Source organism: Acidovorax delafieldii, from assembly GCF_007993815.1.
Lineage (GTDB): Bacteria > Pseudomonadota > Gammaproteobacteria > Burkholderiales > Burkholderiaceae_C > Acidovorax > Acidovorax delafieldii.
The window spans coordinates 170,568-183,154 of the sequence record NZ_VJWE01000016.1 but is presented as its reverse complement, the minus strand read 5'-3'; the positions used below and the strand labels follow the sequence as shown (position 1 = coordinate 183,154).

10 protein-coding genes are annotated in these 12,587 nt (G+C 64.5%); 4 read left to right on the top strand and 6 right to left on the bottom strand.

What is annotated here, in order from left to right; all coding sequences use genetic code 11:
- Nucleotides 1-45: 45 nt before the first annotated feature.
- Complete coding sequence (locus ATF69_RS18525) at nt 46-453, bottom strand: GlcG/HbpS family heme-binding protein (protein WP_015014564.1); 408 nt, start codon at nt 451-453, stop codon at nt 46-48.
- A 222-nt stretch (nt 454-675) separates the two neighbouring features.
- Here ATF69_RS18525 and ATF69_RS18520 point away from each other — a divergent pair, with 222 nt between their 5' ends.
- Together ATF69_RS18520 and ATF69_RS18515 are read left to right on the top strand one after the other, a co-directional pair.
- Nucleotides 676-1,371, top strand: coding sequence for a Bax inhibitor-1/YccA family protein (locus ATF69_RS18520; RefSeq protein WP_015014565.1), 696 nt, complete (start codon nt 676-678; stop codon nt 1,369-1,371).
- A 113-nt stretch (nt 1,372-1,484) separates the two neighbouring features.
- Nucleotides 1,485-1,859: a hypothetical protein gene (locus ATF69_RS18515; protein WP_056063836.1), complete on the top strand. Its 375-nt coding sequence runs from the start codon at nt 1,485-1,487 to the stop codon at nt 1,857-1,859.
- Nucleotides 1,860-1,937: 78 nt separating this feature from the next.
- Here ATF69_RS18515 and rlmD read toward each other — a convergent pair whose 3' ends face one another.
- The 3 genes from rlmD to ATF69_RS18500 form a co-directional block, all read right to left on the bottom strand.
- Nucleotides 1,938-3,401 (bottom strand): 23S rRNA (uracil(1939)-C(5))-methyltransferase RlmD, encoded by a 1,464-nt coding sequence (gene rlmD, locus ATF69_RS18510; RefSeq protein WP_146871894.1) that lies wholly within the window; start codon nt 3,399-3,401, stop codon nt 1,938-1,940.
- Nucleotides 3,402-3,459: 58 nt separating this feature from the next.
- Nucleotides 3,460-3,756, bottom strand: coding sequence for a hypothetical protein (locus tag ATF69_RS18505; RefSeq protein WP_116747258.1), 297 nt, complete (start codon nt 3,754-3,756; stop codon nt 3,460-3,462).
- A 93-nt stretch (nt 3,757-3,849) separates the two neighbouring features.
- Nucleotides 3,850-4,323 carry an Lrp/AsnC ligand binding domain-containing protein gene (locus tag ATF69_RS18500; protein ID WP_060985213.1) on the bottom strand — a complete coding sequence of 158 codons (474 nt, stop codon included), beginning with the start codon at nt 4,321-4,323 and terminating at the stop codon, nt 3,850-3,852.
- A 140-nt stretch (nt 4,324-4,463) separates the two neighbouring features.
- Between ATF69_RS18500 and putA the strand changes: the two genes are divergently transcribed.
- The gene (gene putA, locus ATF69_RS18495) at nt 4,464-8,210 is read left to right on the top strand and encodes a trifunctional transcriptional regulator/proline dehydrogenase/L-glutamate gamma-semialdehyde dehydrogenase (protein WP_146871893.1); all 3,747 of its coding nucleotides are present in this window, start codon (nt 4,464-4,466) and stop codon (nt 8,208-8,210) included.
- A gap of 100 nt (nt 8,211-8,310) precedes the next feature.
- Here the strand turns inward: putA and ATF69_RS18490 are convergent, their stop codons facing one another.
- Nucleotides 8,311-9,378: a DUF6352 family protein gene (locus tag ATF69_RS18490; RefSeq protein WP_146871892.1), complete on the bottom strand. Its 1,068-nt coding sequence runs from the start codon at nt 9,376-9,378 to the stop codon at nt 8,311-8,313.
- 412 nt (nt 9,379-9,790) lie between these two features.
- On the opposite strand from ATF69_RS18490, the gene ATF69_RS18485 reads away from it, so the two are divergent.
- Complete coding sequence (locus ATF69_RS18485; protein WP_121942686.1) at nt 9,791-10,681, top strand: hypothetical protein; 891 nt, start codon at nt 9,791-9,793, stop codon at nt 10,679-10,681.
- 277 nt (nt 10,682-10,958) lie between these two features.
- Here the strand turns inward: ATF69_RS18485 and guaA are convergent, their stop codons facing one another.
- Nucleotides 10,959-12,575 (bottom strand): glutamine-hydrolyzing GMP synthase, encoded by a 1,617-nt coding sequence (guaA, locus tag ATF69_RS18480; protein ID WP_099730517.1) that lies wholly within the window; start codon nt 12,573-12,575, stop codon nt 10,959-10,961.
- Nucleotides 12,576-12,587 lie beyond the last annotated feature (12 nt).

Genomic DNA, 12,587 nt, shown 5'->3' with positions numbered 1-12,587 from the left:
CTATCAAAATAATAGCAACCACACTCCCTGCCAGGAGCCCCCGAATCAGAGGCCCAGGGCTGCAATGCCCGCGCGGGCGATCTGTGCATCTTCGGTGGACTTCACGCCGCTCACGCCCACGGCACCCAGGCACTGGCCGTCCTTCATGATCGGCACGCCGCCTTCGAGCAGGCCGTCAATGGTGGGCGCGCTCAGGAACGAGGTACGGCCGCCGTTGATCACGTCCTCGTAGACCTTGCTTTCGCGACGGCCCAGAGCGGCCGTGCGGGCCTTGGAAGGAGCGATGTGCGATGACACGGCTGCGGCACCGTCCAGGCGCTGCAGCCACAGCAGGTGGCCGCCATCGTCCACGATGGCGATGGTCACGGCCCAGTTGTTCTTGAGGGCCTCGGCTTCAGCGGCAGCGGCCACGGCCTTGACGTCGGCCAGTTCGAGTTCGTGCTTGGTTTTCATGAAAGGATCCGAAAGTGGGAGAGGAAACCGGGCCGCACAGGCCGCCCCGGCACGCAAAGAGAACCGAGCATACCGGCATCCCCGGCGCCGTTGCCCTCAGCCAGGGTGAAAGTATCCTTACCAAAAGTAGGTGACCGGGTGCGGTCATTGCAAAGCAAAAAAGCATCACCACCTAGAATTTGTGATGTCTGCGTCGTGCAGGCCAACAAGGAGAGACACAAGATGAATGACCAAGTCACCACCCTGGGCCACTCTGCGGGCTATGGCATCTCGCAGGAAGAGCGCCACAAGGTGCTTCGCAATACGTACTGGCTGCTGGCCCTGAGCATGATCCCCACGGTGCTGGGCGCCTGGATCGGCGTGGCCACCGGCATCACCCGCTCGCTGACTGGCGGCCTGGGCCTGATCGTGTTCCTGGGCGGCGCGTTCGGGTTCATGTTCGCCATCGAAAAGACCAAGCGCTCGGCCGCAGGCGTGCCGGTGCTGCTGGCCTTCACGTTCTTCATGGGCCTGATGCTGTCGCGCATGATCGGCATGGTGCTGGGCTTCAAGAACGGCACCGACCTCATCATGACGGCCTTTGCCGGCACGGCCGGTGTGTTCTTCGTGATGGCCAGCCTGGCCAGCGTCATCAAGCGCGACCTCTCGGGCATGGGCAAGTGGCTGATGGTGGGCGCGCTGGTGCTCATGGTGGGCGGCATCATCAACGTGTTCGTCGGCTCCGGCGTGGGCATGATGGTGATCTCGATGCTGGCCATCGGCATCTTCAGCGCCTACATGCTGTATGACCTGAAGCAGATCCTGGACGGCGGCGAAACCAACTACATCAGCGCCACGCTGGCCCTGTACCTGGATATCTTCAACGTGTTCCAGAGCCTGCTGGCCCTGTTGGGCATCATGGGCGGCGAGCGCGACTGAGCCCTGCCAGTCCCTTGACCTCCATCAAAAGGCTCCCTCGGGAGCCTTTTTTGTGGGTCGCCGCCCAGGATCAAGCCTCAATAGCGCGGCCAGTGTGCCGATAATGCAAGTACATGTATCCACAAAGCCCTTCCACCGCATTGCGCCTGATGGTTCTGGCGGGCCTGTTGCTGCTTGCAGGCTGCGACAAGATCCCGGGCCTGGGCCCTGACCCGCGCGTGGCCCAACGCGATGCCGAGGCCAAGGCCATCGGCGGTGCCTGCCGACACGCACTGCGGGGGCTGGAAGACTGCTACACCCTCAACCCCAAGGCCTCCAAGGCCTCGGTGTTTGCAGGCTGGAAGGACATGGACGCCTACATGCGTGAGAACAAGATCGAGGGCACGCCCTCGGTGCTGGGCAAGGTGGAAAAGCCCGAACGCAGCGAACGCGCACCCGACATCGAAACCGAACCCCGCGACCCCGCAGCCAGCCGCAACCGCAGCTGATATTGCGCGGCGGAGTTAAGGCCACGGGACGGAGGGCAGAGCCCTCCCCTTCCTGAAGCCTCTCTCTGGCAACCGGACTCAGACCCGCTCGAACACCGCCATGCTCTCCACATGGGCCGTGTGCGGGAACATGTTGATCATGCCCGCCGCCGTGCACCGGTAGCCGGCCAGATGCACCAGCAGCCCGGCATCGCGCGCGAGGGTGGCTGGGTTGCAGCTCACGTACACAATGCGCTTCGGGGGCGTCCAGCCTTCGGCCCCTGCAGGCAAGGGGCCAGCGCCCTCGGCGCCAATGCGGGCCTGTTCAATGTCCGCCAGCGCCTTGGCCAGCGCAAACGCCCCTTCGCGTGGTGGGTCCACCAGCCACTTGTCGGCAGTTCCGTCGGCCACCAGCATCTCGGGCGTCATCTCGAACAGGTTGCGCGCTACAAAATCCGTAGCTGCCAGCGCTTTGTGGTCGGGCGCCTGGGCCTGATTCAGTGCATAGTTCTCACGCGAGCGGGCCACCAGGGCCTCGCTGCCCTCGATGCCCAGCACCTCGCGCGCCTGCGTGGCCAGGGGCAGCGTGAAGTTGCCCAGGCCACAGAACCAGTCGATAACGCGTTCGTGCGGTTGCACGTCCAGCAGGCGCAGCGCGCGGCTCACCAGCACGCGGTTGATGTGCGGGTTCACCTGGGTGAAGTCCGTGGGCTTGAAAGGCATGGTGATGCCGAAGTCCGGCAGTGCGTACGACAGCTGCTCGCCGCCCTCGTCCAGCAGCTTTACTGTATCCGGGCCCTTGGGCTGCAGCCACCATTGCACATGGTGCTCCGCCGCAAAGGCGCGCAGCCGGGCGATGTCATCGGTGCTCAGCGGCTCCAGGTGGCGCAGCACCAGCGCGGTCACGGTGTCGCCGCAGGCCAGTTCGATCTGTGGGCAGGTGTCGCGGGCATCCAAGCTGGCAATCAGTGCGCGCAGGGGCATCAGCATGGCATCGACATGCGGGGGCAAGATCTTGCATGTCTGCATGTCGGCGATGTAGCGGCTCTTGCGCTCATGAAAGCCCACCAGGACCTGGCTCTTCTTGATCACGTGGCGCACCGCCAGGCGGGCGCGGTAACGGTAGCCCCAGGCGGGCCCCTCGATGGGACGCAGCATGGTCTCGGCCTTGACCTTGCCCAGGTGCCAGAGGTTGTCTTCCAGCACCCGCTGCTTGACGGCCACCTGGGCGCCCACGTGCAAGTGCTGCATCTTGCAGCCGCCACAGGCACCTGCGTGCAGGCCAAAGTGGGGGCAATCCGGCCGCACGCGCTGGGACGACTCGCGGTGGATCGCTACCAGGCTGGCCTGCTCCCAGTTGTTCTTCTTGCGGTGGGTGTTGGCGGTGACCAGCTCGAATGGCAGGGCACCATCGATGAAGACCACCTTGCCGTCGGGCTTGCGGGCCACGCCCTGGGCGTCGAGGTCCATGGACTGCACATGCAGCCAGCCTTCGGGCAGGTCGCTTTGGGAATTCTGCTCGGTGGGTTCAAACGAGGGGGATAGTTCTTTCGGTTCGCTCATCCCCCGATTGTCTCAGGCGCGGCACGCCCACTGGCCGCACCCCTGCGAACTGTCTGTTTCAGCCCCGGTCAGCGCGCGCAGGCCGCATGCCCCCGGGCGCGGACACGGCCGTGAGTGGTAGCTTGTTGATGGTGAGTTCGCAGCCAAAGTTGTCGGGCGAAAACACGAGGGTCGAGCCCGGGGCCACCAGGGGCAGGGTTTCGTGGATCTGCCGTGACATGTCCACCGGCGGCACCTGAGCGCGGTACACGATGTCCTTGTCAGGGCCATAGACGACGTAGCAGGATGCAGCGGCCGTCTGGCTGAACAGGGCAGCCACCAGGGCTGCGGCGGCATAGGGGAAAGCGGTCGTCATGGTATGGCTCCTCATACAAGCAAGATCTGCAGAGAATTATGCGGGCTTCTGCCAGCACCGCCAATCCGGTGGGTGTACGCGCATGGTGTGGAGTCAGCGCAGGTACAGATGGTTGGTGTGCTTGACCTCTTCCATCACCGCATAGGTCCGCGTCTCGCGCACGCCCGGCAGTTGCCACAGCACGTTGCCCGCAAACACGCGGTAGGCATTCATATCGGCCGAGCGGGTTTTGAGCAGGTAATCGAACCCGCCCGCCACCATGTGGCATTCCATGATCTCGGGGTGCACCTGCACGGCGGCCTTGAACTGGTCGAACACGTTAGGCGTAGTGCGGTCCAGCAGCACCTCCACAAATACCAACATGCCCGCGCCCAGCTTCAGGGGATTCAGGCGCGCCTCGTAGCCGAGGATGAAGCCATCGCGCGTGAGGCGCTGCACGCGCGCCAGCACCGCCGTGGGCGACAGGGCCACCGCCTCGGCCAGCTTGAGGTTGGCAATGCGGCCGTCTTCCTGCAGGATTGACAGGATCTTGCGGTCAATCCGGTCGAGATCGGGTTCTGCTTGCATCTTGATTAGTGATTAATTCGGCACAGAAGCCAATTTTCGACCATTTATTCACCAACAACCCAAGGATCATCGCCAATAACGCGCCCAACCAACACTTTCCCCCCGTGTTGGGCCCTGCCAAACCCCTGAAAGACACCGCCATGACGCAGCCCTCCGCCCCGTTTGCCGACTTCGCTCCCCGCACGCCGCTGAACAACCCGCTGCGCGCAGCCATCACCGCTGCCACCCGCCGCCCCGAGCCCGAGGCCCTGGCCCCGCTGCTGGCCGGGGCCCGCCTGCCTGCCGATCAAGCGGCGTCCGCCGAGCAATTGGCGCTGCGCATTGCCAAGGCGCTGCGCGAACGCAAGGCCAGCGCCGGACGTGCGGGCATCGTGCAGGGGCTGCTGCAGGAGTTTTCGCTGTCGTCGCAAGAAGGCGTGGCGCTGATGTGCCTCGCCGAGGCGCTGCTGCGCATCCCCGACAAGGCCACACGCGATGCGCTGATCCGCGACAAGATCAGCCACGGCCAGTGGGATGCCCACCTGGGCAAGAGCCCGTCGCTCTTCGTCAACGCCGCCACCTGGGGCCTGCTCATCACCGGCAAGCTGGTGGCCACGCACAGCGAAGGCAGCCTGGGCAACTCGCTCAGCCGCCTGATCGGCAAGGGCGGCGAGCCCCTGATCCGCAAGGGCGTGGACATGGCCATGCGCATGATGGGCGAGCAGTTTGTGACCGGCGAAACCATCGACGAAGCACTGCGCAACGCCCGCACGATGGAGGCCGAGGGCTTTCGCTATTCGTACGACATGCTGGGTGAGGCGGCGCTGACCAGCGAAGACGCCAAGCACTACTACGCCTCTTACGAGCAGGCCATCCACGCAATTGGCAAGGCCTCTGCCGGGCGCGGCATTTACGAAGGGCCTGGCATCTCCATCAAGCTCTCGGCCCTGCACCCGCGCTACAGCCGCGCACAGTTTGGCCGTGTGATGGATGAGCTGTACCCGCTGGTGTTGCGCCTGACCGCGCTGGCCAAACAGTACGACATTGGCCTGAACATCGACGCCGAAGAAACCGACCGCCTGGAGCTGTCGCTGGACCTGCTGGAGCGCCTGTGCCACGAGCCCACGCTGGCGGGCTGGAACGGCATTGGCTTTGTCATCCAGGCCTACCAAAAGCGCTGCCCGTTCGTCATCGACTATGTCGTGGACCTGGCCCGCCGCACCCAGCGCCGGCTGATGGTGCGCCTGGTCAAGGGCGCGTACTGGGACAGCGAAATCAAGCGTGCCCAGGTTGATGGGCTGGAGGACTACCCCGTCTACACCCGCAAGGTGCACACCGACATCTCGTACATCGCCTGCGCCAAGAAGCTGCTGGCCGCGCCCGAGGCCGTGTACCCCCAGTTCGCCACCCACAACGCCGAGACGGTGGCCACCATCTACCAACTGGCGGGCAGCAACTACTACGCGGGGCAATACGAGTTCCAGTGCCTGCACGGCATGGGCGAGCCGCTGTATGAGCAGGTGGTGGGTGCCATCACTGCGGGCAAGCTGGGCCGCCCGTGCCGCATCTACGCCCCCGTGGGCACGCACGAAACGCTGCTGGCCTATTTGGTGCGCCGTTTGCTGGAGAACGGCGCCAACACTTCGTTCGTGAACCGCATTGCCGACGAAACGATTGCACTGGATGAGTTGGTACGCAACCCCACGGAGGTCGTAGACCAGCAAGCTGCCGTGGAAGGCACCGCTGGCCTGCCCCACCCCCGCATTGCCACGCCCCAGGGCCTGTATGGCGCGCACCGCAGCAACTCGCGCGGGCTGGACCTATCCAACGAAAACACGCTGACCGAGCTGGCCACCACCCTGCAAGCCACGGCAAGCCACGCCTGGTCGGCAGCGCCCCTGCTGGCTGCTGACTTGCCCGCAGGCACCACCCAGCCCGTGCGCAATCCTGCTGACCACAGCGATGTGGTGGGCCAGGTGCAAGAAGCCACTACCGCCGACGTAGACCAGGCCCTGGCGCACGCCCAGGCCGCCGCAGCCCCCTGGGCCGCCACGCCGCCCGCCGAGCGCGCTGCCGCCCTGCTGCGCACCGCCGACCTGCTGGTGGCCCGCATGCAGCCCCTGCTGGGCCTGCTGATGCGCGAAGCGGGCAAGAGCGCTAGCAACGCTGTGGCTGAAGTGCGCGAGGCCGTGGACTTTTTGCGCTACTACGCAGCCCAGGTGCAAAGCAACTTCGACAACGCCACCCACATCCCGCTGGGCCCCGTGGCCTGCATCAGCCCCTGGAACTTCCCGCTCGCCATCTTCATGGGGCAAGTCGCCGCCGCATTGGCCGCAGGCAACCCGGTGCTGGCCAAGCCCGCCGAACAAACCCCGCTGATCGCCGCCGAGGCCGTGCGCCTGCTGTGGCAGGCCGGTGTGCCCCGCGCCGCCGTGCAACTGCTGCCCGGCCAGGGCGAGACGGTAGGTGCCCGCCTGATTGGCGACGCCCGCGTGATGGGCGTGATGTTCACCGGCTCCACCGAAGTGGCACGCATCCTGCAGCGCACCGTGGCCGGGCGCTTGGATACCGCAGGCCGCCCCATCCCGCTGATTGCAGAAACCGGCGGGCAGAACGCGATGATCGTGGACTCATCCGCCTTGGTAGAACAGGTGGTGGGCGACGCCGTGTCGTCGGCCTTTGACAGCGCAGGCCAGCGCTGCTCTGCCCTGCGCGTGCTGTGCGTTCAGGAAGAAGCCGCCGACCGCGTGGTGGAGATGCTGCAGGGCGCCATGGGCGAACTGCGCGTGGGTAACCCCGGAGCGCTGCGTGTGGACGTGGGCCCCGTCATCGATGCCGAAGCACAAGCGGGCATCGTCCGACACATCGAGAACTTCAAGGCCAAGGGCCATCGGGTGTTCCAGCACCCGAACCATGTGTCGGCCGCCGGCACACAAGGCACCTTCGTGCCTCCCACATTGATCGAACTGAACCACATCGGCGAGCTGGAGCGCGAAGTCTTCGGCCCCGTGCTGCACCTGGTGCGCTACGCGCGCGACGACCTGGATCGCCTGCTCGACGAGATCAACGCCACCGGCTACGGCCTGACGCAAGGTGTACATACCCGCATCGACGAAACCATTGCCCGCGTGGTGAACCGGGCCCATGCGGGCAACGTGTACGTCAACCGCAACATGGTGGGCGCCGTGGTGGGCGTGCAGCCCTTTGGCGGCGAAGGCCTGTCGGGCACGGGGCCCAAGGCCGGCGGGCCGCTGTATCTGCTGCGCCTGCTGTCGCAGCGCCCGGCGGATGCGCTGGCCCGCACCTTTGCCGAGGCCGACCGCACCAGCCCCCCCGACACGGAGCGGCGCGAGCGCCTGCTGGCACCGCTGACCACGCTGGAGCAATGGGCGTTGCAACAAGGCAACGCCGCGCTGACCGCAACCTGCCAGCGCTTCGCCCAGCAAACCCAAAGCGGCACCGCTCGCACCCTGCCCGGCCCCACCGGGGAGCGCAACGTCTACACCCTGGCGCCCCGTGCCCGCGTGCTGTGTCTGGCGCAAAGCACGGAAGACCTCCTGGTGCAGACGGCTGCCGTGCTTGCCAGCGGCGGCACCGCCCTGTGGCCCACGGCCCAGGCCCACCTCCGCACGCAGCTACCCACGCTGGTGCAAGCGCAGGCTCTACTACAGGACAACACACTGAACGACGGCACGCAGGCGCTGGACGCCGTGCTGCACCATGGCGACGCCCCGTCCCTGCATGCGGCGTGCACCGCCCTCGCCCGCCGCACCGGACCCATCGTGGGCGTGACTGCGCTCCAGCCCGGCGCGACGGACATTCCGCTGGAGCGCCTGCTCATCGAACGCGCGTTGAGCGTGAACACGGCGGCGGCAGGGGGCAATGCGAGCCTGATGACCATTGGATGAGCGCACGGCACTTGGTTGTCATCCGCCAGGGAGAAATTTGAATCAAATTGGCCGCTAGCGCATATTTTTCATGCGCTAGTAGCTATTGATTCAATAGCACTCAAGATGGCGATGCCAGCGGCAGATTGAGCAACAGGTTCTGCGGCTTGATGCGCACCACGCCCTCGGCGTTGGTCGCCAGCCCCAGGTACACCGGCTTGCCCGCCACATCGGCACGCATCTCGGCCGGGTTGGCAAAGGTCAGCGTGAACAGGCTCACCAGCCGCGCCATGCGCTCAGACTCCACCGGCCGGTCCTGGTACAGGTCGTTGAGGATGGCGGTGGACTCCACATCCAGCCCCACATGCCAGCGCCAGGCGCTGTCGGTGACCTCGTGCACAGGCTCGATCAACACCTGCACGCCCAGCAGGTGGGCGACCCAGCGCTCCAGCACCCGGGCCAGGGCCTTCAGGCCGGATCGGGCGCGGGTCATCTTGAAGGTCAGGCCATGGCTCAGGTCCTGTGTCAGCTCATGGGTCAGGTCGAGCAGAAAGTGGTGGCGGTCACTCTCCCGCCAATATTGCGCCGCGTTGTCGGCCGACAGCACCTTGACCTGCGCCGTGGGCTGCAGCGCACCGCTTTGCAACAGCAAGCGTCCCACCTCGCCCAGGCCCGCAGTTTCGTTGAGCATGTCGAGCGTCGCCCGGTCGCCTGCCAGCATTTGCCCGTCTTGCAAGGTAATACGTTGCGGGCGAAACAGCATCTCGGCGGCGCGGGCTTCGAAGGAGTCGTTGCAGTCGTCCAGCACGTTGCGCAGCAGGGCCTGCACCACGGCGTCGATGAACACGGCGGGCACATTCACCGCCCCACTGCGCATAAGCTGCAGGTAATAAGCCTCCAGCGTGCCGGCGGCCAGCAGGCCATCTCGGAAGCGCAGGAACACGGTGTAGTTCTCGCGGGCATCACTGTCCTGCAGAGCAGCAAGTTCTTCTCCAGACACCTTGCGTGCAGGGGTAACACCCAGTGATGCGTTCAATGCCCGCTCCGCCGCGCAGGACTCGGGCACCAACGCCAACTCTGGGCGGGCCAGCAGCCAACACAAGTATTCATCGGTCGGTACCAACCATCCCCGCGTATCGCGCAACAGGGCAGAAAACCCGCAACCAGGCCAGAAATCTGTGGAAGTCATGTTCATGGAATGAGAGCTCGCGCGCACGGCAAAGCAGCGTTGATGAGGCAGGAAGGAGGCGCCAGGAATCGAGGGAAGGAGGCCGGACCGTCGGCGCGAGGGGGTGAAAAAGCTCCCTGGCCGCAATGGGTGCCGCCCCTGGCTAAAAACATCACCCACCAATCCGCATATTTTGCCCGGCTCCACACGACGCGCGAACAGCAATGTCAAAGCCCTGCGCACAGGGGCGTCAATTCACAGCACGCAGGCGTGCACACCAGATGTCATCCCTAAAAGCCAAACAGGCCCGGTTTTATGGCGTTTACTGAAAAGACAGCGAACGGCAGCTGGAGGACCATAGGGCCAATAACCGCATAACCACCCTGGCACGTTGCCAGCGGGTGAATGATCGTTCCTCAGAAGGAGTCGCACAATGCTCGATATCTCAAAAGCTACCAACATGCTGACCTCGTTGGGCGTCTCCAGCACACTGGCGGCCAAGGTTGCCGAGCGAACGGCACAAAGCCAGGGAGGTACCGACGCTCTCGCGTTCCTCAAAGAACTCCAGACCACGTTGAAAGAGTTCTCCTCCGAGAGTGCGGCTGGCAGCAGTACAGCGAGCGCCACGTCTACAACGACGGCGTCAACCAAACCCTATCAATCCACCTCGGCCCTGTACAAGACAGGCACGGAGACTGGCGAAGCCACCGAATCCACCGCCAAGGCGCCCTTCAACAACCTCACGGAGTTCCGTGCCTGGGAAAAGGGTCTGGGAGACACACTGGCAGAAGACTACGAGGTTCCAGACTACGTACGGATGATTTCGACCTCACTCGGTGGAGGCGATGAGGCTGTCGTGAGCCGCTACATGTTCTTCAAGAACAACCCGGAGTTCGCCGCCGACTACGCGGCGATCCGTAGCGGCGAATTGTCGAAATTCCCCACGGATGGTTCCACACTGGTCAAAAGCGACCTGTCCACGATGCCCACAGAGACTGCGGCGTACTACAAGGGACATACCGCCGAGTTATTGGCAGCCGAGGGCTTCAACATGGACCCCACGCTCGCCAAAATGCGGATGGAAGGCAAAGTGGAAATCCCCGAAGGCGCAAACCCATCAGAATGGCTGATGAGCAACAAATGGACTGCCAACGGCATCGTGGCACAGGACAATCGAACGGTCTTCGCACATGCACCCTACATCGGCCTGGACGGCAAAGGCTCCGATACCTACCGCAGAACAACCTACGATGCGACAACCAACAGCATCATTGACCATGAAGGCGTCGCTTACGACCCAGTGACTGGTGAGGCCAAAGCTTGAGCAAAATCCCCTCGTTCATCACCTGAAGTCATAGTACTCCTGAGCGAAGCCAAAAAGATCACAGCAGGCGTTTCAGCAGAGACCCGGCGCAATCAGCGCCGAGAGTCCGGGACTAGGCCGGTCGCCCCGCCTTTCCCGCTGGGCCGTTTACCCCCGTGCAATGTTCACACCCTCAGGGCAGGCGCCATGCCTACCGCACCAAAGCATCTCCCCATGCTCCCTACCAGCGTGTTGCCAGTACGGGTGCCGAGGGATATGAGGACATGAGGGATCGCTATTATTCCCACTCAATCGTCGCTGGCGGCTTGCTGCTCACGTCGTATGTCACGCGGTTGATGCCACGCACCTCGTTGATGATGCGGCCGGACACCTTCTTGAGCAGCGCATAAGGCAGTTCAGCCCAGTCGGCGGTCATGAAGTCGCTGGTCTGCACGGCGCGCAGGGCCACCACGTAGTCATAGGTGCGGCCATCGCCCATCACGCCCACGCTCTTGACGGGCAGGAACACGGTGAAGGCCTGGCTGGTCAAGTCGTACCAGGTCTTGCCGGTGGCGTCGTCCACAAAGTTGCGCAGCTCTTCGATGAAGATCGCATCCGCACGGCGCAGCAGGTCGGCGTATTCCTTCTTCACCTCGCCCAGGATGCGCACGCCCAGGCCCGGGCCGGGGAACGGATGGCGGTAGACCATGTCGGGCGGCAGGCCCAGGGCCACGCCCAGTTCGCGCACTTCGTCCTTGAACAGGTCGCGCAGCGGCTCCAGCAGTTTCAGGCCCAGCTGCTCGGGCAGGCCGCCCACGTTGTGGTGGCTCTTGATGGTGACGGCCTTCTTGCTCTTGGCGCCGCCGGATTCGATCACGTCGGGGTAGATCGTGCCCTGGGCCAGGAAGGTGGCGCCCTTGTGGCCACCGGTGCCTGCCTTGAGCTTGGCGGCCTCGGCCTTGAACACGTCCACAAACAGGCCGCCGATGATCTTGCGCTTTTGCTCGGGCTCGCTCACCCCAGCCAGCTTGCCCAGGAACAAGTCGCTGGCGTCCACGCGGATGACCTTGGCGTGCAGCTTGCCCTCGAACATGTCCATGACCATGTCGCCTTCGTTCAGGCGCAGCAGGCCGTGGTCCACAAACACGCAGGTGAGCTGGTCACCAATGGCGCGGTGGATCAGCGCGGCAGCCACGGACGAATCCACGCCGCCCGACAGGCCGAGGATCACCTCCTCATCGCCCACCTGCTCGCGAATCTTTTGCACAGCCTCTTCGATGTAGTCGCCCATGACCCAGTCGGCACGGGTGCCGCAGATGCCCAGCACAAAACGCTCCAGCAAGGCGCGGCCCTGAACGGTGTGTGTGACTTCAGGGTGGAACTGCACGGCGTAGTAGTGGCGGCTTTCGTCGGCCATGCCAGCGATGGGGCACGAGGGTGTGGAGCACATCACCTTGAAGCCCGGGGGCAAGGCAGTGACCTTGTCGCCGTGGCTCATCCACACCTTGAGCATGCCGTGGCCTTCGGGCGTGGCGAAGTCTTCGATGCCCTTGAGCAGTTCGGTGTGGCCATGGGCGCGCACTTCGGCGTAGCCAAATTCGCGGGTGTTGGAACCCTCGACCTTGCCGCCCAACTGCTGGGCCATGGTCTGCATGCCGTAGCAGATGCCCAGCACGGGGATGCCGAGTTCAAACACCGCATCCGGCGCCTTGTCATCCACCTCGTACACGCTGGCGTGGCTGCCCGACAGGATCACGCCCTTGAGCGAGCCGTCCTTGGCATAGTCGCGGATCCACTCGTCGGTCACGTCGCAGGGGTGCACCTCGCAGTACACATGGGCCTCGCGCACGCGGCGGGCGATGAGCTGGGTGACTTGCGAGCCGAAATCGAGGATGAGGATTTTCTGGTGTTGCATGGTGGTGGTCCG